At 60.8% G+C, this 22,177-nt stretch carries 18 protein-coding genes and 1 pseudogene; 15 read left to right on the top strand and 4 right to left on the bottom strand.

Going from position 1 to position 22,177, the window contains the following annotated elements; genetic code table 11:
- Nucleotides 1-96: 96 nt before the first annotated feature.
- The 6 genes from menF to menE all read left to right on the top strand — a co-directional run bounded on the left by menF (nucleotide 97) and on the right by menE (nucleotide 7,104).
- Nucleotides 97-1,386, top strand: coding sequence for an isochorismate synthase MenF (gene menF / locus HMPREF3142_RS24680; RefSeq protein WP_070612829.1), 1,290 nt, complete (start codon nucleotides 97-99; stop codon nucleotides 1,384-1,386).
- Between the two features lie 82 nt (nucleotides 1,387-1,468).
- Nucleotides 1,469-3,139 (top strand): 2-succinyl-5-enolpyruvyl-6-hydroxy-3-cyclohexene-1-carboxylic-acid synthase, encoded by a 1,671-nt coding sequence (gene menD, locus HMPREF3142_RS24675; RefSeq protein WP_012967516.1) that lies wholly within the window; start codon nucleotides 1,469-1,471, stop codon nucleotides 3,137-3,139.
- Nucleotides 3,136-3,894 (top strand): 2-succinyl-6-hydroxy-2,4-cyclohexadiene-1-carboxylate synthase, encoded by a 759-nt coding sequence (menH, locus tag HMPREF3142_RS24670; protein ID WP_064171271.1) that lies wholly within the window; start codon nucleotides 3,136-3,138, stop codon nucleotides 3,892-3,894. Before menD ends, menH begins: the two co-directional genes overlap by 4 nt.
- A gap of 14 nt (nucleotides 3,895-3,908) precedes the next feature.
- On the top strand, nucleotides 3,909-4,766 hold the full coding sequence (gene menB / locus HMPREF3142_RS24665) for a 1,4-dihydroxy-2-naphthoyl-CoA synthase (RefSeq protein ID WP_032736056.1): 858 nt from the start codon (nucleotides 3,909-3,911) through the stop codon (nucleotides 4,764-4,766).
- The gene (gene menC / locus HMPREF3142_RS24660) at nucleotides 4,766-5,731 is read left to right on the top strand and encodes an o-succinylbenzoate synthase (protein WP_064171273.1); all 966 of its coding nucleotides are present in this window, start codon (nucleotides 4,766-4,768) and stop codon (nucleotides 5,729-5,731) included. Before menB ends, menC begins: the two co-directional genes overlap by 1 nt.
- Nucleotides 5,728-7,104: an o-succinylbenzoate--CoA ligase gene (menE, locus tag HMPREF3142_RS24655; protein ID WP_070612827.1), complete on the top strand. Its 1,377-nt coding sequence runs from the start codon at nucleotides 5,728-5,730 to the stop codon at nucleotides 7,102-7,104. The genes menC and menE overlap by 4 nt, the downstream gene beginning before the upstream one ends.
- A 55-nt stretch (nucleotides 7,105-7,159) precedes the next feature.
- Here the strand turns inward: menE and nudI are convergent, their stop codons facing one another.
- Nucleotides 7,160-7,585, bottom strand: a complete 426-nt coding sequence (nudI, locus tag HMPREF3142_RS24650) for a nucleoside triphosphatase NudI (RefSeq protein ID WP_060619758.1) — start codon at nucleotides 7,583-7,585, stop codon at nucleotides 7,160-7,162.
- A 137-nt stretch (nucleotides 7,586-7,722) separates the two neighbouring features.
- On the opposite strand from nudI, the gene HMPREF3142_RS24645 reads away from it, so the two are divergent.
- From HMPREF3142_RS24645 to yfaU, 7 genes and pseudogenes are all read left to right on the top strand, one after another.
- Nucleotides 7,723-8,664: an Rpn family recombination-promoting nuclease/putative transposase gene (locus HMPREF3142_RS24645; protein ID WP_049162621.1), complete on the top strand. Its 942-nt coding sequence runs from the start codon at nucleotides 7,723-7,725 to the stop codon at nucleotides 8,662-8,664.
- A gap of 274 nt (nucleotides 8,665-8,938) precedes the next feature.
- On the top strand, nucleotides 8,939-9,481 hold the full coding sequence (locus tag HMPREF3142_RS24640) for a YfaZ family outer membrane protein (protein ID WP_004201712.1): 543 nt from the start codon (nucleotides 8,939-8,941) through the stop codon (nucleotides 9,479-9,481).
- A 102-nt stretch (nucleotides 9,482-9,583) separates the two neighbouring features.
- On the top strand, nucleotides 9,584-10,780 hold the full coding sequence (locus HMPREF3142_RS24635; protein ID WP_070612825.1) for a nicotinamide mononucleotide deamidase-related protein YfaY: 1,197 nt from the start codon (nucleotides 9,584-9,586) through the stop codon (nucleotides 10,778-10,780).
- Nucleotides 10,781-10,985: 205 nt separating this feature from the next.
- Nucleotides 10,986-11,764 (top strand): annotated as a pseudogene (locus tag HMPREF3142_RS24630) (IclR family transcriptional regulator).
- Between the two features lie 16 nt (nucleotides 11,765-11,780).
- Nucleotides 11,781-12,986 (top strand): L-rhamnonate dehydratase, encoded by a 1,206-nt coding sequence (gene rhmD, locus HMPREF3142_RS24625; RefSeq protein WP_070612823.1) that lies wholly within the window; start codon nucleotides 11,781-11,783, stop codon nucleotides 12,984-12,986.
- A 42-nt stretch (nucleotides 12,987-13,028) separates the two neighbouring features.
- Nucleotides 13,029-14,318, top strand: a complete 1,290-nt coding sequence (locus HMPREF3142_RS24620; RefSeq protein WP_038421555.1) for an MFS transporter — start codon at nucleotides 13,029-13,031, stop codon at nucleotides 14,316-14,318.
- A 14-nt stretch (nucleotides 14,319-14,332) separates the two neighbouring features.
- On the top strand, nucleotides 14,333-15,136 hold the full coding sequence (gene yfaU, locus HMPREF3142_RS24615) for a 2-keto-3-deoxy-L-rhamnonate aldolase (RefSeq protein ID WP_070612821.1): 804 nt from the start codon (nucleotides 14,333-14,335) through the stop codon (nucleotides 15,134-15,136).
- A 28-nt stretch (nucleotides 15,137-15,164) separates the two neighbouring features.
- Here the strand turns inward: yfaU and glpC are convergent, their stop codons facing one another.
- Genes glpC through glpA form a run of 3 tightly spaced genes read right to left on the bottom strand, consistent with a single transcriptional unit; the run spans nucleotide 15,165 to nucleotide 19,211 of the window.
- Nucleotides 15,165-16,343 (bottom strand): anaerobic glycerol-3-phosphate dehydrogenase subunit GlpC, encoded by a 1,179-nt coding sequence (gene glpC, locus HMPREF3142_RS24610; RefSeq protein ID WP_008803967.1) that lies wholly within the window; start codon nucleotides 16,341-16,343, stop codon nucleotides 15,165-15,167.
- Nucleotides 16,340-17,599 carry a glycerol-3-phosphate dehydrogenase subunit GlpB gene (gene glpB, locus HMPREF3142_RS24605; RefSeq protein WP_060876315.1) on the bottom strand — a complete coding sequence of 420 codons (1,260 nt, stop codon included), beginning with the start codon at nucleotides 17,597-17,599 and terminating at the stop codon, nucleotides 16,340-16,342. The genes glpC and glpB overlap by 4 nt, the downstream gene beginning before the upstream one ends.
- Entirely contained in the window at nucleotides 17,589-19,211 is a 1,623-nt protein-coding gene (gene glpA, locus HMPREF3142_RS24600) for an anaerobic glycerol-3-phosphate dehydrogenase subunit A (RefSeq protein ID WP_070612819.1), read from the bottom strand. The genes glpB and glpA overlap by 11 nt, the downstream gene beginning before the upstream one ends.
- A gap of 271 nt (nucleotides 19,212-19,482) precedes the next feature.
- Here glpA and glpT point away from each other — a divergent pair, with 271 nt between their 5' ends.
- Both glpT and glpQ read left to right on the top strand, forming a co-directional pair.
- Nucleotides 19,483-20,829, top strand: a complete 1,347-nt coding sequence (gene glpT / locus HMPREF3142_RS24595) for a glycerol-3-phosphate transporter (protein WP_070612818.1) — start codon at nucleotides 19,483-19,485, stop codon at nucleotides 20,827-20,829.
- A 9-nt stretch (nucleotides 20,830-20,838) separates the two neighbouring features.
- Nucleotides 20,839-21,909, top strand: coding sequence for a glycerophosphodiester phosphodiesterase (gene glpQ / locus HMPREF3142_RS24590; protein ID WP_023323046.1), 1,071 nt, complete (start codon nucleotides 20,839-20,841; stop codon nucleotides 21,907-21,909).
- Nucleotides 21,910-22,177: the final 268 nt, after the last annotated feature.

Here is a 22,177-nt window from a genome sequence, read left to right as displayed (position 1 = left end):
GAGCGGGTAAGATAAAACCCGCTCCCTCGTCATGGGTACTGCTATTCCGCCGTCGAACCCCTTATAATGTGGGGTTTTACTACCGTGGAGGTTTGCGTGCTGTCTGTTTCCACTGCGCTGGCCCGTTTGCAAGACGGCCTGGGTGAGTCTTTTCCAGACTCGCCCGGCACGCGAATTATCGATATTGCCTTTCCGCTGAATGATGCCTTCGATCCGCTACTATGGTGCGGCCAGCAGGCGCAATGGCCGCAGTTTTACTGGCAGCAGCGCAATGGCGATGAGGAACTGGCGACGCTGGGGGCGGTAAAAACCTTTCCCTCGCTCGACGCGGCCAACCGCTTTTTACGCCAGACCGGGCGGCAGAATCTGCGCATCTGCGGCCTGAACGCGTTTGAACCGCAGCAGGGCAGCCTGGTGCTGCCGCGTCTGGAGTGGCGCCGGTGCGGCGGCAGGGCCGTGCTGCGGCTGGTGCTGCATAGTGATATCTCCCTGCGTGAGGATGCCGCGACGGCCCGCGCGTTTCTCGCCAGTCTGACCACCACTCAGGCGACCCCTGGCGCTATCCCGCCGCTACTGAGCGAGCGCCACTCATCCGACTATTCTCAATGGCAGGCAATGATTGCGCGGGCGACTAAGGCGATTAGCGCCGGTGAAATGGATAAAGTGGTACTGGCGCGGGCAACCGACCTGCAGTTTGCCGCGCCGCTGGACGCCGTGAGCATCATGGCGGCCAGCCGCCGCAGCAATCTTAACTGTTTTCATTTCCTGATGGCGTTTAATGCCCGGCAGGCATTTTTCGGCTCCACGCCGGAACGGCTGTGGCGCCGGCGCGGCGCGCTGCTGCGCACCGAAGCGCTGGCGGGGACCGTCGCGAACCATCAGGAAGACGCGAAGGCGCAGCAACTGGCCGACTGGTTGATGAAAGACGACAAAAACCAGCGGGAAAATATGCTGGTGGTGGAAGATATTTGCCAGCGTCTGCAGAGTGAGGCCTCGGCGCTGGACGTCCTGCCGCCGCAGGTGGTGAGGCTGCGTAAGGTGCAGCATCTCAGGCGCTGCATCTGGACCGAGCTGGCGGCGCCTGACGACAGCCGCTGTCTGCTGCAGCTGCAGCCCACCGCCGCAGTGGCCGGCCTGCCGCGTCGGGCGGCGCTGGCATTCATTCAGCGCCATGAACCCTTTGCCCGCGAATGGTATGCCGGGTCCGCCGGCTATCTGTCGCTGGCGCAAAGCGAGTTTTGCGTGGCGCTGCGTTCGGCGAAAGTGGACCTCGACACCCTGCGGTTGTATGCCGGAGCGGGGATCGTCAGCGGCTCCGATGCGCAGCAGGAGTGGCAGGAGATTGACAACAAAGCGGCCGGGCTGCGCTCGCTGCTGTGTCCATAAGGCGGGAATGACGATGCATATCAAAACGTCGTCACTTTGCCTTATCTATACTTAGCATCAATATTTGATACCGGACAATTTCATGTCAGTAAGCGCATTTAACCGACGCTGGGCGGCGGTGATCCTGGAAGCTTTAACGCGCCATGGCGTGCAGCATATCTGCATCGCGCCGGGTTCGCGCTCGACACCCTTAACCCTGGCGGCGGCGGAAAACCGCGCCTTTATCCATCATACCCATTTCGACGAACGCGGCCTCGGCCACCTGGCGCTCGGCCTGGCGAAGGCCAGCCGGCAGCCGGTGGCGGTGATAGTCACCTCCGGGACCGCCACCGCAAACCTCTATCCGGCGCTGATTGAGGCGGGCCTCACCGGCGAAAAGCTGATCCTGTTGACCGCCGACCGTCCACCGGAGCTGATCGACTGCGGCGCGAACCAGGCGATCCGCCAGCCCGGAATGTTTGCCTCCCATCCGTCGCAGACGATTTCTCTGCCGCGTCCCTCGCAGGATATTCCTGCCCGCTGGCTGGTCTCAACCATCGACCAGGCGCTGGGGGCGCTGCACGCCGGCGGGGTGCATATCAACTGTCCGTTCGCCGAACCGCTGTATGGCGATATGGATGAGACCGGCGTGGAGTGGCAGCAGCAGCTCGGCAACTGGTGGCAGAGCGATAAACCCTGGCTGCGTCAGGCGCTGCAGTTAGAGAGCGAGAAGCAGCGCGACTGGTTCTTCTGGCGGCAAAAACGCGGCGTCGTCGTGGCGGGGAGAATGAGCGCCGCGGAAGGGAAAAAAGTGGCTGAGTGGGCGCAAACTCTCGGCTGGCCGCTGATCGGCGATGTCCTGTCGCAGACCGGGCAGCCGTTGCCGTGCGCCGACCTGTGGCTGGGCAACGGTAAAGCGGTCAGCGAACTGGCGCAGGCGCAGATCGTGGTGCAGCTCGGCAGCAGCCTGACCGGTAAACGCGTCCTCCAGTGGCAGGCGACCTGCGAGCCGGATGAATACTGGCTGGTGGATAATCTGCCAGGCCGCCTCGACCCGGCGCAGCACCGCGGCCGCCGTCTGCTCGCCAGCGTTGAGCGCTGGCTTGAGCTGCATCCGGCGGAAAAACGTCAGCCGTGGGCGACGGTGATCCCACAGCTTGCCGGGCAGGCGTGGCAGGCGGCGGTTGCCAGCAATGAGCCTTTTGGCGAAGCGCAGCTGGCGCAGCGTATTCGGCGCTATCTGCCGGAGCAGGGGCAACTGTTTGTCGGTAACAGTCTGGTGGTGCGCCTGATCGACGCCCTGGCGCAGCTACCGGCCGGGTATCCGGTTTACAGCAACCGCGGCGCCAGCGGGATTGATGGTTTAATCGCCACCGCCGCCGGCGTGCAGCGCGCCAGTGCGCGGCCGACGCTGGCGATCGTCGGCGATCTGTCGGCCTTATACGATCTCAACTCGCTGGCCCTGCTGCGCCAGGCGTCGGCGCCGCTGGTGCTGATCGTGGTGAATAACAACGGCGGACAGATTTTCTCTATGCTGCCGACGCCGCAGGACGAGCGCCGCCAGTTCTATTTAATGCCGCAGGACGTGGATTTCAGCCACGCGGCGGCGATGTTCGGCCTGGCCTATCATCGTCCTGATGACTGGCAGTCGCTGGATGAGGCGCTGGCGGGCGCCTGGCGCAGGGCGGGGGCGACGGTGATTGAGCTGGCGGTCAACGAGACTGACGGCACGCAGACTCTCCAGCAGCTGCTGGCGCAGGTAAGCCGCCTGTGATACTCAGCGCGGCGGTCGACAACGGTCAGTCAGGTTATCCCTGGCTGGTGTTTCTGCACGGGTTTTCCGGCGACCGCGACGAGTGGCGGGGGGTGGGCGATGCCTTTCCCGCGTGGCCGCGGCTGTATCTCGATCTGCCGGGCCACGGCGGCTCCGCGGATATCGCGGTGCAGGACTTTGCCGGGGTCAATACTCTGCTGCTGGCTACGCTTAATAGTTACAACATCCTTAACTACTGGCTGGTTGGCTACTCCCTGGGCGGCCGGGTGGCGATGAATTTCGCCTGCCAGCCGCGCGCGGGCCTGCGCGGCCTGATCGTTGAAGGCGGCCATCCGGGCCTGCAGGATGCAGAAGCGCGGCAGGCGCGGCGCAGCAATGACCGCGCCTGGGCAGAACGTTTTCGCCGCGAACCGTTAGCGCAGGTCTTCGCCGACTGGTATCAGCAACCGGTTTTTGCCTCACTGGATGCGGTGCAGCGCGCGTCATTGGTTGCCTTACGTAGCCGCAATAACGGCGCCACGCTGGCGGCGATGCTGCAGGCAACCTCCCTTGCCGGGCAGGCCGATCTGCGCGCGTCTCTGCAGGCGCGCGATTTTCCTTTTCACTACCTGTGTGGCGAACGCGACGCGAAGTTTCGCGCCATCGCGCAAGCGCTCGCTGCCGATACCCATATCATTCACCATGCCGGACACAACGCGCACCGGGACAACCCCGCGGCGGTGATTGCTTGTCTGGCGCAGATTCTGGCAAGTTAACTGAAGGACATTCTATGATCTCTCTTGATGAAGCAATGCTCTATGCCCCTGTGGAATGGCACGATTGTTCCGAAGGCTATACCGATATTCGCTATCACAAATCGGCCGACGGCATTGCCAAAATCACTATCAACCGCCCACAGGTACGCAACGCCTTCCGCCCGCTGACCGTCAAAGAGATGATTCAGGCGCTGGCGGATGCCCGCTATGACGACAATATCGGGGTGATTGTCCTGACCGGTGAAGGTGAGAAAGCCTTCTGCGCCGGCGGCGACCAGAAAGTTCGCGGCGACTACGGCGGCTATCAGGACGACTCCGGCGTTCACCACCTTAACGTGCTCGACTTCCAGCGCCAGATCCGCACCTGCCCGAAACCGGTGGTGGCGATGGTGGCCGGCTACTCTATCGGCGGCGGCCACGTGCTGCATATGATGTGCGATCTGACCATCGCGGCGGACAATGCCATCTTTGGCCAGACCGGGCCTAAAGTCGGCTCCTTTGATGGCGGCTGGGGCGCCTCCTATATGGCGCGTATCGTCGGGCAGAAAAAAGCGCGCGAAATCTGGTTCCTGTGCCGTCAGTATGACGCCCAGCAGGCGCTGGACATGGGGCTGGTGAACACTGTAGTCCCGCTGGCTGATCTGGAAAAAGAGACCGTGCGCTGGTGCCGTGAAATGCTGCAAAACAGCCCGATGGCGTTGCGCTGCCTGAAAGCGGCGTTGAACGCCGACTGCGATGGTCAGGCCGGGCTGCAGGAGCTGGCGGGTAACGCCACCATGCTGTTCTACATGACGGAAGAAGGGCAGGAAGGCCGCAACGCCTTCAACCAGAAACGTCAGCCGGACTTCAGCAAATTTAAACGGAATCCATAATGCGCGTTACGCAGGTTTACCGCTGGCAGATCCCGATGGACGCGGGCGTGGTTCTGCGCGAACGGCGGTTAAAAACCCGCGACGGGCTGTTCATCCGCCTGCAGGAGGATGAACGCGAAGGCTGGGGGGAAATTTCTCCCCTGCCGGGATTCAGTAACGAGACGCTGGAAGAGGCGCAAACAGCGCTGCTGGCGTGGGCGCAGGCCTGGCGCGACGGCGCGGAACCGCCGCTTCCCACACTGCCTTCTGTCGCTTTTGGTATTAGCTGCGCGCAGGCGGAGCTTTACGGCGAACTACCGCAGGCCGCGGATTATCGCGCGGCGCCGCTCTGTTCCGGCGATCCGGATGAGCTGTTCGCCAAACTGGCGGCGATGCCCGGCGAGAAAGTCGCTAAGGTGAAAGTGGGGCTGTGGGAGGCGGTACGCGACGGCATGGTGGTTAATCTGCTACTGGAAGCCATCCCCGATCTCCAGCTGCGGCTGGATGCCAACCGGGCGTGGACGCCGCTTAAAGCGCAGCAGTTCGCCAAATATGTCAATCCCGCATATCGCCAGCGCATTGCGTTTCTTGAGGAACCCTGCAAAACGCGGGAGGATTCGCGGGCCTTTAGCCGCGAGACGGGGATCGCTATCGCCTGGGATGAAAGCCTGCGCGAGGCGGATTTCCGCTTTGTCGCGGAGCCCGGCGTGCGCGCGGTGGTGATCAAACCGACGCTGACCGGCAGTGTGCAAAAGGTTCAGCAACAGGTCGCCGCGGCACACGCCCTGGGGCTTAGCGCGGTGATTAGCTCGTCAATCGAGTCCAGCCTCGGGTTAACCCAGCTGGCGCGGGTTGCCGCCTGGCTGACGCCGCAGACCATCCCCGGACTCGATACGCTGGCGCTGATGAGCGCCCAACTGGTACGGCCGTGGCCGGAAAGTACGCTGCCGATGATCAACATTGATGCGCTGGAGCCGCTGCTGTGATGTTTTCCGACTGGCCCTGGCGCCACTGGCGCCAGTTACGCGGTGAGGCGCAGGCGTTACGCCTGAACGATCGGCTGCTGACCTGGCGTGAGCTATGCGCTCGGGTTGACGCGCTGGCGGCCGGCTTTGCCGCGCAGGGCGTTATGGAAGGTCAGGGCGTGGCGCTCCGGGCCTACAACCAGCCGGAGACGCTACTCGCCTGGCTGGCATTGCTGCAGTGCGGGGCGCGGGTGCTGCCGCTGAATCCGCAACTGCCGGCGGTGTTGCTGCAGGAACTGCTGCCTGCGTTAACCGTCCAGCATCAGCTGGTGCTGAATGGTGCTGCGCAGCCGGGGGATTTACCGGCGTTAACTCTGCAGGCGGCCGAAGGCGTCCATGCCGTTTGCTGGCATGGCGAACGGCTGGTGTCGATGACGTTAACCTCCGGCTCAACCGGCCTGCCGAAAGCGGCGGTACATAGAGCCAGCGCCCATCTGGCCAGCGCCGCTGGCGTGCTGGCGCTGATGCCGTTTGCCGCAGAAGACGACTGGCTGCTGTCGCTGCCGTTGTTTCATGTCTCCGGGCAGGGGATCGTCTGGCGCTGGCTGCTGGCCGGCGCGCGAATGACGGTGCGCGACAAGCAACCGCTGGCGCAGATGCTGCAGGGCTGTACCCATGCTTCGCTGGTGCCGACTCAGCTGTGGCGCCTGCTGAATGATAATGCTGCGCTTTCCCTCAAGGCGGTGCTGCTCGGCGGCGCAGCGATCCCGGTCGAATTGACTGAGCGTGCACTCGCGCAGGGAATACGCAGTTTCTGCGGCTACGGCCTCACCGAGTTCGCTTCCACGGTCTGTGCCAAAGCGGCCGACGGCGCGGCGGATGTGGGCGAACCGCTGCCGGGGCGGGAGGTGAAAATTGTCGCCGGCGAGATCTGGCTGCGGGCGTCGAGTATGGCGGCGGGTTACTGGCGCGACGGTCAGTTATTGCCATTAACCAATGATGAAGGCTGGTTTGCGACACGCGATCGCGGGGAATTACACAATGGTCGGCTGACGGTTGTTGGGCGACTGGATAATCTTTTTTTTAGCGGCGGCGAAGGTATTCAACCGGAAGAGGTCGAGCGCGTGATACTCGCATATCCAGCGGTACAACAGGTGTTTATTGTACCGCTGGATGATGTCGAATATGGTCAACGCCCGGTCGCGGTGGTGGAATGCGATGACGGCTGCGAGTTGAGCGCGCTGGCGACATGGAGCGCTGAGCGGTTAGCGCGCTTCCAGCAGCCAGTGCGTTGGCTACGGCTGCCGGACACGTTAAAGAACGGTGGGATTAAGATTTCCCGTCAGGCGCTGCGCGAATGGGCCAGACAGCAGACGTATGCGACCGTATCGTAGCCACCCGCCATATCCCGCGGCATAACGCCGGGTGGGTTGAACGTGGTATGCTGGACTAAAGTACCCCTTTCTGGCTGAGCGTAACGCGGGTGGCGGCATTGAGATCGTAGTTTTTGAGATCTTCTGCTTTGACCCAGGCGTAATCGTCAAACTCCTCGTTGATCGTCACGTAGCGATTGGCGCTGACGCAGTCGAAGATCAGGTAGATCATATAGATCGTTTCCTGCCGACCATCCGGGTAAGTTTTGACGCGGGTATCATCGCGAAAGCTCCACGGCGCGATATGGGTAAGAATGAGTTTTTCGCCAAGCTCTTCGCGTATCTCCCGCCGCAGCGCCTCTTCAATACGCTCCCCTGGCTCCACGCCGCCGCCGGATAAGGCCCATTGCCCGGGGAAAACCCCGCGGTCGGCGGCCATTTTGCAGAGCAGATAATGGCCTTCATTCTGGATAAGCGGGCAAACAATCGTCCTTTGACGCACGGTTTTTCTCCTTCAGAGGGATGGGGCGGTATGCCGATGAAACAGTTTGCGAGCCGCCTCGGTAAACCGCAAGCGAAATGCGGCCCTGGTCCTGTTGGGTGTTAAGTTAGGTGAAAATAATCGCATGGAGTTTCGCCATGGACAGGGCGCCCCATTCCCCGCATGACGCCGTATTTAAACACCTGTTGTCGCACCGGGCGACGGCAAAGGACTTCCTTGACATTCATCTCCCCGGACCGCTGCGCGCGTTATGCAACCTGAATACGCTGCAACTGGAATCCGGGAGCTTTATTGACGATGAGCTACGAGCGAGTCATTCCGATATCCTTTACTCGCTGCAAACGCAGGCGGGGGAGGGCTATATCTATCTGTTGATTGAGCACCAAAGCTCGGCGGACCGCCATATGGCCTTTCGCCTGATGCGCTATGCCATCGCCGCGATGCAACGTCATCTGGATAAGGGGCATACGCAGCTGCCGCTGGTTATCCCCCTGCTGTTTTATCATGGCCGCGTTTCGCCCTGGCCGTACCCGATGTGCTGGCTGGCAGGCTTTGCCGATCCGGACGTTGCGCGGCGGATCTATGGTGATGATTTTCCCTTAATCGATATCACCACCACCCCGGATGATGAAATCATGCGCCACCGGCGTGTGGCGATGCTGGAGCTGCTGCAGAAGCATATCCGCCAGCGCGACATGATGGACCTGCACGAGCAGCTGGTCAGCCTGTTAGCTCTGGGATACACTAGCCGCAGGCAGCTAAAGACGCTGCTGCATTATCTGTTACAGGCAGGAAACGCCGCCGATCCGGTCGCTTTTTTGCGCCATCTTGCGCAAAGCGTTCCCCGGCGGTCGCACAAGGAGACGCTCATGAATATTGCCCAGTTTCTGGAACAACGCGGCCATCAGCAAGGGTTAAAGCAAGGTCTGCAACAAGGTCTGCAACAAGGTCTGGAGCAAGGTGAGCAGCAGACCGCGGAGCGTATTGCCCGGGCGATGCTCGCTAACGGGCTTGACCTGTCGCTGGTGGCGAAACTGACCGGCCTCGCCCCGGAATGTCTGGCCCGGCTGCAGCATTAATTATTCCCTTATCCACCCGCGCCGCGCCGATCGTGCGGCGTCAGTTCTCTGTTTTCGTCAATGTGTCAGCGTTAATCATAATAAACATGAATATTCATGGCGCTGAACGGGCGGTTCGTTATTCCGACAACGCCCGATGCCATAAAAAAACGCAACTGGTTACACTCTTGTGAAAATTCATTTCGCCAGGTCATTGATTCCTGACGGGTGCGCAGTAGAATTTTCAGGTTTTTTCGGGACTTCTTTGATTTTAATTTTCTGGATAGAGTAAATAATGAAAAAAAGCATTTTTATGGCGCTGGCTGGCGTCATGCTGGTTTCTTCCGCGGCCCATGCGATCAGCGTTACCGGTGAAGCAGGCGAGCATTACACCAATCTTGGCGTCGGGTTTGGCACGGAGTCTACCGGCCTGGCCGTTTCCGGTAACTGGTTGCACAGCGATAACGACGGCGACGCCGCGGGTTTAGGCCTGGGGCTCAATATTCCGCTGGGGCCGTTCCTCGCGACCGTGGGCGGTAAAGGCGTATACACCAACCCGAAACAGGGCGATGAAGGTTATGCGGCAGCGGTCGGCGGCGGCCTGCAGTGGAAAATCGGCGACAGCTTCCGCCTGTACGGCGACTACTACTACTCGCCGGATTCCCTCTCCAGCGGCATTGACAGCTATCAGGAAGCTAATGTCGGCGCCAGCTGGACCATCATGCGTCCGCTCAGCATCCAGGCAGGCTATCGCTATCTGAACCTGGCGGGCAAAGATGGCAACCGCGATAACACCATCGCCGACGGCCCGTACATCGGCGCCAGCGCCAGCTTCTAATCTCCTCCGGCGCGGTATCTTCTTGCCGCGCCAGATTTTCCTCCTCGTCAGCATCCCGCTTTGCGTTATAGTATTTGCCACCTGGCAGGCAAGGAGTGAGCAATGTTGAATGTGGAAATGCTGTCCACTGGCGATGAAGTGTTGCATGGTCAAATCGTTGATACCAATGCGGCATGGCTGGCGGATTTCTTTTTTAATCAGGGGTTACCGTTAACGCGCCGCCATACCGTTGGCGACGATCTTGATGCGCTGGTGGCGATTCTGCGCGAACGCAGCGAACAGGCGGATGTGCTGATCGTTAACGGCGGCCTAGGGCCGACCAGCGACGATCTGAGCGCGCTGGCCGCCGCCACCGCGAAAGGCGAAGGGCTTATTTTGCATCCGGAGTGGCTGGAAACCATGACCCGTTTCTTTGCCGAGCGCGGCCGGCCGATGGCGGAAAGTAACCGCAAGCAGGCGGAAATCCCCGCCAGCGCCGAAATGATCAATAACCCGGTCGGCACGGCCTGTGGCTTTGCCGTTCAGCTCAACCGCTGCCTGATGTTTTTCACCCCCGGTGTACCTTCTGAATTTAAGGTGATGGTCGAGCAGGAGATTTTACCGCGTCTGCGTCAGCGCTTTACGCTGCCGGAGCCGCCGGTATGCCTGCGTTTGACCACCTTTGGCCGCTCGGAGAGCGAGCTGGCGCAAAGCCTCAATCCGCTGACGTTACCGCCTGGCGTGGTGATGGGTTACCGTTCGTCGATGCCGATTATCGAACTCAAGCTAACCGGACCGGCTGACCAGCGTGACGCCATGCTGGCCCTGTGGCCGGAAGTCCGCAAGGTGGCTGGCGACAGTCTGATTTTCGAAGGCACGGAAGGGTTACCGGCGCAGATTGCGCGCTGCCTGCAGGAGCGGCAGCTGAGCCTGACGCTCAGCGAGCAGTTTACCGGCGGCCTGCTGGCGCTCCAGCTGTCCCGCGCCGGCGCGCCGCTGCTGGCCAGCGAAGTGGTCCCGGCGCAGGAGGAGACGCTGGCGCAGGCGGCTCGCTGGGCGGCCGAGCGGCGCATAAACCATTTTGCCGGTCTGGCCCTGGCGGTGAGCGGCCAGGAGAACAATCATCTCAATGTGGCCCTGGCCACCCCGGACGGCCCCTTCGCGCTGCGGGTGAAGTTCAGCGTCACCCGCCACAGCCTGGCGGTACGCCAGGAAGTCTGCGCCATGATGGCATTAAACATGCTGCGTCGCTGGCTGAATGGTCAACCGCTGGCCAGCGAACATGGCTGGATTAACGTGGTGGATTCCCTCTCGCTGTAAGTCGTTTCCCCCGGCGCGCGGGCTTCTCCCGGGCGCCGGTTGTCCAGCCTGTTGTACTCTCCTGAAAAAATTCTGTGCGTTAAGTCGCAATAATCTGCAGCGGATGGTCCAGCATACGGGAAAACGATTGCCCCGCGATATCGCTCACACTTTACCGCCCGCACAATCGCAACACTGATTCCAGTATTCAGGATTGGAGTCCAGTATGTTGGAATCAACAAAAGTCCCGGCGCTGACCCGCGCGATTGAGATCCTCAATTTAATCAGCCGGATTGGCCCCTGCAGCGCAGCCACCATCATTGCCGAACTGGGGATCCCGAAAAGCACGGTTTATCTGCTGCTGGGCGAGCTAAAAAAGCAGCGCTTCATCAGTATGGATAATCAGGATAACTACTGCCTGTGGACCAAGCTGGTGGAGCTGGCCGGGCAGGCGCTGAGCAAAATGGATCTGCGCGAGCTGGCGCGTCCGCGCCTCACCCGGCTGATGGACGAGTGCGGCCTGCTTTGCCATCTGGGCATCATCGATCAGGGTAACGCCTACTACATTCTTAAAATTGAGTCTCCCGCCACCATTAGCGTGCGTTCGCCGAAGGCAAGAGCCTGTCGCTTTATCGCTCCGGGATCGGCAAATGTTTGCTGGCCTGGCAGCCCGCCAGCGTTCAGGCGTCGATTATCGACGACCTGCAGTGGGAGCGGGCCACGCCAACGACCATCATCGATGCTCAACAGCTGCGGGAGGAGCTGGGGCGCATTCGCGCTCGGGGCTGGAGCTTTGATAATGGCGAGGACTATCCGGATGTGCGCTGCGTGGCCGCCCCGGTATTTAACGCCAATAACGACCTGACCGCCGCCATCTCGGTGGTGGGCACCCGTCTGCAAATCAATGAAGACAATCGCGATTATCTGGCCGGTAAGGCGATTGCCTGCGCGAAAGATATTTCCCGTCTGCTGGGGTGGAAAAGCCCCTTCGAACAACTCGCCTGATCATAAGGAGAACATCATGACCCTACCGAAAATTAAACACGTCCGCGCCTGGTTCATCGGCGGCGCCACGGCAGAGCAGGGCGCCGGCGGCGGCGATTACCACGACCAGGGGGCTAACCACTGGATTGACGATCATATCGCCACCCCGATGAGCAAATATAAAGAGTATGAGCAGTCCCGGCAGTCGTTTGGCATCAACGTGCTGGGGACGCTGATTGTGGAAGTGGAAGCCGACAACGGACAGACCGGCTTTGCGGTGTCGACGGCCGGGGAGATGGGCTGCTTTATCGTGGAAAAACATCTCAACCGCTTTATCGAAGGCAAATGCGTCAGCGATATCAAACTGATCCATGACCAGATGCTTAACGCCACCCTTTACTACGCGGGATCCGGCGGCCTGGTAATGAATACCCTCTCCTGTGTCGACCTGGCGCTGTGGGATCTGTTCGGGAAAGTGGTTGGCCTGCCGGTCTACAAACTGTTGGGCGGGGCGGTGCGCGACGAAATCCAGTTCTATGCCACCGGCGCGCGTCCGGACCTGGCGCAGGAGATGGGCTTTATCGGCGGCAAAATGCCCACCCACTGGGGGCCGCACGATGGCGACGCCGGGATCCGCAAAGACGTCGCCATGGTGGCGGATATGCGTGAAAAGTGCGGCCCGGATTTCTGGTTAATGCTGGACTGTTGGATGAGCCAGGACGTTAACTATGCCACCAAACTTGCCCATTCCTGCGCCCCTTATAACCTCAAGTGGATCGAAGAGTGCCTGCCGCCGCAGCAGTATGAAGGCTATCGCGAGCTGAAGCGCCAGGCGCCGGCCGGGATGATGGTGACCAGCGGCGAGCACCACGGCACACTGCAGTCCTTCCGCACCCTGTCGGAAACCGGCATCGATATTATGCAGCCCGACGTCGGCTGGTGCGGCGGCTTAACCACCCTGGTGGAGATCGCGGCCATCGCCAAAGCGCGCGGGCAGCTGGTGGTGCCTCACGGCTCGTCGGTTTACTCCCATCATGCGGTGATCACCTTCACCAACACGCCGTTCAGCGAGTTTCTGATGACCAGCCCGGACTGCGCCACGCTGCGTCCACAGTTCGACCCGATCCTGCTCGGCGAGCCGGTGCCGGAGAGAGGGCGCATTCATAAATCGGTCCTGGATAAACCCGGTTTTGGCGTCGAGCTCAATCGCGACTGCAACCTGAAGCGTCCTTATCAACACTGATTGCATCGGGCCGCCCGGCGGCCCGCGCCTGAGGATATTATGATGAGCAACACTCTGCTGGAGAGCGTGGTGAAGAAAAACCGCGCCCGCTTAATCCCCTTTATGCTGGCGCTGTACGTGCTGGCGTTTCTTGACCGTTCGAATATCGGTTTCGCCAAAGAGACCTACCAGCTGGATACCGGGCTCAGCAATGAGGCCTACGCGCTGGGGGCCGGTATCTTCTTTGTGGTCTATGCCTTCCTCGGGGTGCCGGCCAATCTGCTGATGCGCAAATTTGGCGCCAGAAAATGGATCGGCTGCACCACGCTGCTGTGGGGCGTGCTGTCGGCGGCGATGGCGTGGGCGGATACGGAAGCGAAATTCCTGCTGGTACGTACCCTGCTGGGCGCGGCGGAGGCGGGATTCTTTCCCGGAATGATCTACCTCACTTCACAGTGGTTTCCTCAGCAAAACCGCGCCAGCATTATGGGGCTGTTTTATATGGGGGCGCCGCTGGCCCTGACGCTGGGATCGCCTTTATCCGGTGCGCTGCTGGAGATGCATGGGTTTATGGGCCATCCCGGCTGGTTCTGGATGTTTGTCATTGAAGGCCTGCTCGCCGTCGCCGCGGGAGCGTTCACCTTCTTCTGGCTGGACGATTCGCCGCAGCATGCCCGCTTCCTGAGCATAGAGGAGAAACAGGCGCTGATCGGCGAGCTGGCGCGCGAGGAGGAGAAAAAGATTGCCTCGCGCCTGTCCGATGCGCTGCGTAACGGGCGGGTCTGGCAGCTGGCGCTGATTTATCTGACCATTCAGGTGGCGGTCTATGGTCTGATTTTCTTCCTGCCCACCCAGGTTGCTGCGCTGCTGGGCACCAAAGTTGGCTTCGTTGCCTCGGTGGTGACGGCTATCCCGTGGGTGGCAGCGCTGTTTGGCACCTGGCTTATCCCTCGCTACTCCGATCGCACCGGCGAGCGGCGCAATATTGCCGCCCTGACACTGCTGGCGGCGGCGGTCGGGATTGCGGTGTCCGGACTGGTGGCGCCGGTGCTGGCTATCATCGCGCTGTGCGTGGCGGCGGTTGGGGTGATTGCCGTGCAGCCGGTCTTCTGGACGATGCCGACGCAGCTGCTGTCCGGCACGGCCCTGGCCGCCGGGATTGGCTTTGTTAACCTGTTTGGCGCCATCGGCGGCTTTCTGGCGCCGATCGTGCGCGTGCAGGCCGAAACTTTGTTCGCCAGCAGCGCCGCCGGACTGTTAACCCTGGCCGGCGTCGCCATTGTCGGGGTGGTCATTATCTTTTCATTGAGCCTTACCCGCGCGGTACCCCAGCGCGGCAGCGTACAGCATTGAATAAAGGAATCGCTATGAACGCACTGTTATCTAACCCCTTCAAACGGGGATTATTACGCGGTGAGACGCAAATCGGCCTGTGGCTGAGCTCCACCTCCTCCTACATGGCCGAGATCGCCGCGACCTCGGGATACGACTGGCTGCTGATCGACGGCGAGCATGCGCCGAACACCATTCAGGACCTTTATCATCAGCTTCAGGCGATTGCCCCCTACGCCAGCCAGACGGTCATTCGTCCGGTCGAGGGCAACCGCAGCCTGATAAAACAGGTGCTGGATATTGGCGCCAGAACGTTGCTGGTGCCGATGGTCGATACCGCCGAGCAGGCGCGGGAGGTGGTCTCAGCGACCCGTTATCCGCCCATCGGTAGCCGCGGTGTTGGCGCTGGCGTGGCGAGAGCGGCGCGCTGGGGAAGGATAGAGAATTATATGGCGGAGGCGAATGACGAACTCTGTCTGCTGATACAGGTCGAGAGCCGAACCGCGCTGGAGAATCTGGACGCGATTCTTGAGGTGGACGGCATTGACGGGGTGTTTATCGGTCCGGCGGATCTTTCCGCCTCACTGGGTCACCCGGACGATGCCGGCCATCCTGACGTGCAGCGGGTGATCGAGCAGAGCATCCGGCGCATTCGCGCGGCGGGGAAAGCGGCCGGATTTCTGGCGGTCGACCCGGCGATGGCAGAAAAATGTCTTGCCTGGGGGGCCAACTTCGTCGCCGTCGGGGTGGACACCATGCTGTATACCCAGGCGCTGGACCGCCGGCTGGCGATGTTCAAACCCACCTGCGCCCAGCCGCAGGAGAAAGCGAGCTATTAACTATTGATGGCGGAGGCTGGCGCTGGGCTCAGGCGAGCGCTTGCGCCAGTACCGTCAGCGGATGCTCGCAGCGTTTGCGGGTGGACATCTCAATCTGCCACTTGCAGGTCTCGCAGTCGGTCACGACGATGTCGGCGCCGCTCTCCTCAATCTGGCGGAACAGCGGGGCGCCGATAGCCTGGGATACCGCATAATTCTCAGTTTTAAACCCGTAGGTGCCCGCGATGCCGCAGCACTGTGAATCCAGCACCTCCAGCTGCAGGCCGGGGATCAGCCGCAGCAGCTCGAGGGTATACAGCGACCAGCCCATCTTTTCCATATGACACGGGGTGTGATAGACCACCTTCAGCGGCAGCCGGCGCAGCGGTAGCGTCTTGCCGGCATCCAGCTGTTTCCAGATCCAGCGGGTGGCCAGCTCGACCCGATCGCGAAGATCGCTGTTGTCGACATCGAGGAGATGAGGGTATTCATCACGTAGCGTAAAGGTGCAGGTCGAGGAGGTGGCAATGATCGGCAGCGTGTTTTCCCGCATCGCAGCGACGTTACTCTGCGCCTGTTTACGCGCCTTGTCGAAAAAGCCGTTGGCGATCAGCGGCACGCCGCAGCATTTTTCCTTCGATAACAACTGCACGCCGGTACCCAGCGCGTTGACGACGCGGATCAGATCCTTACCCAGCTGCGGATGGTTATAGTTGACGTAGCAGCCATGAAAGAAGACCACCTGCTCAGGGTACTGCGCCTGTCTGGCCGCGAGCTGGCGGTAAGCGCGGCGGAAGGTGCCGAAGCCATATTTCGGTAGTGTGCGCCGGTGGTCGATTTTAAGCGCCGCGTCGAGCAGGCGGCGCACCGGTTTTAAACCGGTCGTGGCGTTGACCAGGGGGGCAAAGGGAGTGGAAAGGGTGCCCATCAGGTCGGTATGGCTGAGGATGGCGTCGCGCAGGGTCGGCTTTTGCTGGCCGTACTGTGCCCGGGCGCGCTGAATGATATCGCCAATTTTCACATCCGACGGGCAGGCAACCTCGCAGCGCTTGCAGTTAATGCAGTACTTCAGCGCCTCGTCGTACAGCGCGCCATCCTTCAGACGCAGACGTTCGCCGTCCGGCCCCGCCTGTTTCGGGCCGGGATAGCGTGGATTGACCCGACTTACCGGGCAGGTGGTGGTACAGACCGTGCACTTAATGCAGCTTTCAAAACGGGTATCGTTCATGGCCGGTCTCCGGCAAGGGCGTGGATCTGTCTGGCGGCGTGCAGCGCGGTGACGGCGCAGACGCCGCCGCCACAGCCGAGCTGAATGGCATCGAACCCGCCGATCAATGAGCCAATGGCGAACAGATTATGGAACGGCTGCCCGCCCAGCACGGGGCGCAGCAGGGCATCGGTTTTCACGCCGAAGCGCTGCCACGGTTGTGAGACGAAGAAATCGCGCTGGTACCAGCTTTCCCGTGGCAGGGTCTGCTGCAGGTCGAGGCCGAGGATCGGCTCGCGCACGCTATCGCGAGTGGCGACAAGACCGTTGCTGAAAAAGCTGCCGCTGGCCAGCACGGTGAAACGCGGACGCAGCGCGACATCGCCGTGATTTCGCGTCCAGACGGCCTCGACGGCGCCCTGTCGATGGCTGATTTTCACCACTTCATCGCCAGCAAGCCAGGTGCCGCCCTCGCGAATGAACTGACGCTGAAGCTGGCTATGCAGGCGCATCCCCGGCACCGAAGGCGGCAGCGTCGGCAGCAAACGCAGCGGGCAGGGCAGACGCGTCTGCAGCCAGCGGTACAGGCGATCGTCGGCGAGGCCAAAACAGGCGGGCATGATCAGCAGGTCATGCTGCTGCGCCAGCGGCAGCAGCGCTGCATGCAGGGCCGGCCATAGATTCTCATCATCCAGCACGCGGGCGATGTTAGCGGCGCGAAACTCGGTGGGGTTGTCACGCAGCACATCCAGCACCGGTAACTCGATTTCCACCGCCGCGGCGGTAACTCCGTGTTGACCGAGCGCGGCGGCGGCGAGATGTGGCTGAAAATCAGCAAAACCGCTAATCCCTACCAGGCATACGTGTTGCTGCGCGAAGGGTGCCAGCGGAACCTCTTCCGGCGACAGCCACGCCGGTCGCAACGTCCCCAGCGGCGTCACCCGCAGATGAGGTTGGCGCGCTTCGCCTTGCATGTTCGCGCCGCAGGCGGCCAGCAGGGCTTCGGTCTGTGTCGCGTATTCGAGTACCGCCCCGGCGCCGAGCCGGGAATAAGGGTGTTCAGGAAGCTGTTCAGCGAGTTGCTGCAGACCTTGTGCGACGTCAGTAACGTTATCGCCGTTGGGCAGCGCCGAGAGCAGGTCTAACGACGCGGAGGAAAAATGCAGCGCGCTCTGCCCGCGGCTGATAATGACGCTGCGCAGGCCGTACTGATTCAGCGCCAGCCCGCACAACAGGCCGGCGAGCCCGCCGCCGACAATTGCGCAATCAAACTTCATCCTGGTGCTCCTGTGGCAGTCCGCACAGGCCGAGGTAGACCCAGCGGGTAAATTCGCTTTCGCGCAGTGCATCGCCCCAGGCGATGGGCTGAACGCCCTTCCAGCGTTCATTGAGAAACGCCGAGAGCTGGGTCAACGACTGCGCGGGGGTGGTGACGTTAAAGCGCTGCAACAGTCCGGCAGCGCGGCAGGCGCAGAGTTCTCCCTGGCAGGTGCCCATGCCAATCCGGGTGCGGCGGCGCAGGTCGAGGAGGGTGTTGACCGCCAGATTTTCCACCGCGTATTTCACTTCGCCAGCGGTAACGGCTTCGCATTCGCAGACCAGGCTACGGTGCTGGCGGCTGTCGCCAAGCCAGGCAGGAGTGCGATCGCCGTGACGGTAGACGGCCGAGCCGCGCAGCGGGGTGGGGAGGGAGATAATTTTTTGCAGGGTACTTTCCGTTGGCTCCTGTGAACCGGGCAGCGGGGTCTCGGCCGTGCTACAGGGGGTGGTGTTTCCCAGCTTACGACAGACGGCGTCGGTGGCCCACTCGGCCATCAGGCGATAGGTCATCAGCTTGCCGCCGGTGATAGTAATGAAGCCTTCCATACCGTCACGCTGGGCATGGTCGAGCAGGACGATGCCGCGGCTGACGCTGCGCCCGCTGGGATCGTTATCGCTGGCCACCAGCGGGCGGACGCCGGAGTAGGCTCGGAGGATCCGGGTGCGGCCCATGATCGGCGCCAGCTTTTCGCCTTCGCGCAGCAGGGTATCGACTTCCGCCGTCGTTACCCGGTTGTCGTCAATGTCGTCATAAGGAATATGCATTGAGGTGGTGCCGATCAGCGAGATGGTATCCCCGGGCACCAGAATATCGGCGTCGGCCGGCTTACGGCAGCGGTTGATCACCAGGTTGTTAATCCGGTGGTCAAGGATCAACAGCGATCCCTTCGCCGGGAACATGGTGATGCGCAGGTCGGCATATTCCGCAATGCGCTGCCCCCAGATCCCGGCGGCGTTAACCACCACCCCGGCGTACAGCGTGCGGGCCTGGTGAAGTTGGCGGTCGTATACCTGAACGCCGCAGACGCGATCGCTCTGGCGTAGCAGGCCTGTCACTTCGCAGCCGGTAAGGATCTGCGTGCCGTGTTCGCGGGCGTCGAGCATATTGGCTGCGGTGAGGCGAAACGGGTCGATGGTGCCGTCCGGGACCTGCACTGCGCCCAGTAGCGTCGGGTTGACGGCGGGCTCCTGGCGCAGCGCGTCCTGCGGCGAGAGCGGCGTGGCCTCTATGCCAGCCTGCTGACAGGCGTCGATAAAGGTTTGCTGCCAGGCCATGTCATCTTCAGGCAGGGTGATAAACAGCCCATTGGTCGGTTCAATGCAGTGGCGGGCGATGCGGCGCAGGATGCGGTTCTCACTGATGCATTCGCGGGCGGATTCGTTGTCGGTCACCGCATAGCGGGCGCCGCTGTGCAGCAGTCCATGATTACGGCCGGTGGCCCCGGTGGCGATATCATGGCGCTCAATGAGCAGCGTTCGTAATCCGCGCCGGGCGCAGTCGCGGGCGATACCGGCGCCGGTTGCTCCGCCGCCGATGATAATGACCTCGCTATCAAGACGTCCCGTCATCTTCAGCTCCTCTGCTTTCGTTTAACGCCATTTAGCCACAATTCATAAGGTTATTGTTTGATTTCGAGCATATTCGCGCGTTATTTGAGCGTGTTATGTGATTTCGTGCTCACATTAGAACGTTTTGTCATATTTCTGTAACAAATTGTGCGATGTTTCACAGTATCAACTCTACGTATTGCCTACCATCGCGACCATATTTGAAGTTGGTGATTAATCTGGGATTTTGTCGTGACGTCAGTAGAAAACAGCAAGGGCCACGGAGGCTGATATGTTAAGTATTTTTAAACCCGCCGCGCATAAAGCGCGTTTGCCAGCAGCGGAGATCGACCCGCTGTATCGTCGATTACGCTGGCAGATTTTCATTGGCATCTTTTTTGGTTATGCCGCTTACTATCTGGTTCGTAAGAACTTTGCCCTGGCGATGCCTTATCTGATTGAGCAGGGCTTCTCCCGTGGCGACCTCGGTTTCGCCCTTTCCGGCATCTCCATCGCCTACGGATTTTCGAAATTCATCATGGGCTCGGTCTCTGACCGCTCGAATCCGCGCATTTTCCTGCCGGCCGGCTTGATCCTCGCCGCGCTGGTGATGCTGGTGATGGGCTTTGTACCGTGGGCGACTTCCAGCATCATGATCATGTTCGTATTGCTGTTTCTTTGCGGATGGTTCCAGGGGATGGGCTGGCCGCCGTGCGGCCGGACCATGGTGCACTGGTGGTCGCAGAAAGAGCGCGGTGGGATTGTCTCGGTGTGGAACTGCGCGCATAACGTCGGCGGCGGTATTCCGCCGCTGCTGTTCCTGCTGGGGATGGCGTGGTTTAACGACTGGCACGCGGCGCTGTATATGCCGGCTTTCGGCGCGATCCTGCTGGCGATTTTTGCCTTCGCGATGATGCGCGATACCCCGCAGTCCTGCGGTCTGCCGCCGATCGAAGAGTATAAAAACGACTATCCGGATGACTATAGTGAAAAGCACGAAGAAGAGCTGACGGCGAAGCAGATCTTTATGCATTACATTCTGCCGAACAAGCTGCTGTGGTACATCGCTATCGCTAACGTCTTCGTTTATCTGCTGCGCTACGGCATTCTCGACTGGTCGCCGACCTACCTGAAAGAGGTCAAACACTTCGCGCTGGATAAATCCTCCTGGGCCTACTTCCTCTATGAGTACGCGGGGATCCCGGGCACGCTGCTGTGCGGCTGGATGTCGGACAAAGTGTTTAAAGGCAACCGCGGCGCGACCGGCGTGTTCTTTATGACCCTGGTGACCATCGCCACTGTCGTTTACTGGCTCAATCCGCCGGGCAATCCGGGCGTCGATATGGCCTGTATGATTATTATCGGCTTCCTGATCTACGGCCCGGTGATGCTGATCGGTCTGCATGCCCTCGAGCTGGCGCCGAAAAAAGCCGCCGGTACCGCCGCGGGCTTCACCGGCCTGTTTGGCTATCTTGGCGGTTCCGTGGCGGCGAGCGCCATCGTCGGCTACACCGTCGATTTCTTCGGCTGGGACGGCGGCTTCATGGTGATGATCGGCGGCAGCGTGCTGGCGGTTATCCTGCTGGTTATCGTGATGCTTGGCGAGCGTCGTCATCATCAACAACTGAAACAAGCCTAAGGAGCGACGATGAACATGAAACTCACCGCGCTAATGAGCGGCATGATTTTGGCCAGTTCGGCACTGTGCTTCAGCGCTGTCGCAGCGGAGAAAATGGTCATCGCCCACCGCGGCGCCAGCGGGTATCTGCCGGAACATACCCTGCCGGCGAAAGCGATGGCTTACGCTCAGGGGGCGGATTACCTTGAGCAAGATCTGGTGATGACCAAAGACGACCGGCTGGTGGTGTTACACGACCATTATCTCGATCGGGTGACTGACGTTGCGCAGCGTTTCCCGCAGCGGGCGCGTCAAGATGGCCGTTTCTACGCCATCGACTTTACCCTGGCCGAGATTAAGTCGTTGAAGTTTACCGAAGGTTTTGAGCCGAAAAATGGTAAGAACGTGCAAACCTATCCCGGGCGTTTCCCGATGGGCAAATCCGATTTTCGTATTCATACCTTTGAAGAGGAGATTGAGTTTGTCCAGGGGCTGAACCATTCGACGGGTAAAAATATCGGTATCTACCCGGAAATCAAAGCGCCGTGGTTCCACCATCAGGAAGGGAAAGATATTGCTGCCAGTACCCTGAAAGTGCTGAAGGAGTATGGCTATACCAGCAAGCAGGATAAGGTTTATCTGCAGTGCTTTGACGCCAACGAGCTCAAACGTATCAAAAATGAGCTGGAACCGGAGATGGGCATGGATCTCAATCTGGTGCAGCTCATCGCCTACACCGACTGGAATGAAACTCAGCAGAAACAGGCGGACGGTAAATGGGTGAACTACAGCTATGACTGGATGTTTAAGCCGGGAGCGATGGCGCAGATCGCGCAGTACGCCGACGGTATCGGCCCGGATTACCATATGCTGGTAGCGGAAGGCTCGAAGCCGGGCGCGGTGAAGCTGACGGCGATGGTGAAAGAGGCGCATGCCAGCCATCTGCAGGTGCATCCGTACACCGTGCGCGCGGATCAGTTGCCGGAGTACGCCACTAACGTTAATCAGCTCTATGACCTGCTGTATCACCAGGCGGGCGTCGACGGCTTGTTTACCGATTTCCCGGATAAAGCGGTGCAGTTCCTGAACGCTAAACGCTAAAAAGCCGGGTGGCGGCTACGCCTTACCCGGCCTACGGTCTGGCTGAAACTGCCGGTGTTGCGGCCTCAAAATCGCTGAGACGTTCCCGGAAGGCAGGGGGAGCCCGCATGAATGCGGGCTGAGGGCCGTGTTTTGCACGGACGCTGCCTCGGCCCGACCCGAAGCCTGCAGGGATAAGTCGAAGGAACCACGAAGTGGCGATTTTGGCGGCCAGAGCCCGGGAGTACAGAGGGCGGCGGCGACTGGCCGCCCTCTGTGCGCTCCCTGC

The sequence above is a fragment of the Klebsiella sp. HMSC16C06 genome (assembly GCF_001808325.1).
Lineage (GTDB): Bacteria > Pseudomonadota > Gammaproteobacteria > Enterobacterales > Enterobacteriaceae > Klebsiella > Klebsiella variicola.
Note: the sequence above shows the minus strand (reverse complement) of the source record. Positions and strands in the feature narration are given on the sequence as shown.

Excerpts from the sequence above, each read along its gene's own strand:
- menC (WP_064171273.1), top strand. The coding sequence starts at position 4,766 with ATGCGCGTTACGCAGGTTTACCGCTGGCAGATCCCGATGGACGCGGGC.
- glpT (WP_070612818.1), top strand. The coding sequence starts at position 19,483 with ATGTTAAGTATTTTTAAACCCGCCGCGCATAAAGCGCGTTTGCCAGCA.
- HMPREF3142_RS24635 (WP_070612825.1), top strand. The coding sequence starts at position 9,584 with ATGTTGAATGTGGAAATGCTGTCCACTGGCGATGAAGTGTTGCATGGT.
- yfaU (WP_070612821.1), top strand. The coding sequence starts at position 14,333 with ATGAACGCACTGTTATCTAACCCCTTCAAACGGGGATTATTACGCGGT.
- HMPREF3142_RS24640 (WP_004201712.1), top strand. The coding sequence starts at position 8,939 with ATGAAAAAAAGCATTTTTATGGCGCTGGCTGGCGTCATGCTGGTTTCT.
- glpA (WP_070612819.1), bottom strand. The coding sequence starts at position 19,211 with ATGACGGGACGTCTTGATAGCGAGGTCATTATCATCGGCGGCGGAGCA.
- rhmD (WP_070612823.1), top strand. The coding sequence starts at position 11,781 with ATGACCCTACCGAAAATTAAACACGTCCGCGCCTGGTTCATCGGCGGC.
- glpQ (WP_023323046.1), top strand. The coding sequence starts at position 20,839 with ATGAACATGAAACTCACCGCGCTAATGAGCGGCATGATTTTGGCCAGT.
- menB (WP_032736056.1), top strand. The coding sequence starts at position 3,909 with ATGATCTCTCTTGATGAAGCAATGCTCTATGCCCCTGTGGAATGGCAC.
- glpB (WP_060876315.1), bottom strand. The coding sequence starts at position 17,599 with ATGAAGTTTGATTGCGCAATTGTCGGCGGCGGGCTCGCCGGCCTGTTG.
- glpC (WP_008803967.1), bottom strand. The coding sequence starts at position 16,343 with ATGAACGATACCCGTTTTGAAAGCTGCATTAAGTGCACGGTCTGTACC.
- menD (WP_012967516.1), top strand. The coding sequence starts at position 1,469 with ATGTCAGTAAGCGCATTTAACCGACGCTGGGCGGCGGTGATCCTGGAA.
- HMPREF3142_RS24645 (WP_049162621.1), top strand. The coding sequence starts at position 7,723 with ATGGACAGGGCGCCCCATTCCCCGCATGACGCCGTATTTAAACACCTG.
- HMPREF3142_RS24620 (WP_038421555.1), top strand. The coding sequence starts at position 13,029 with ATGAGCAACACTCTGCTGGAGAGCGTGGTGAAGAAAAACCGCGCCCGC.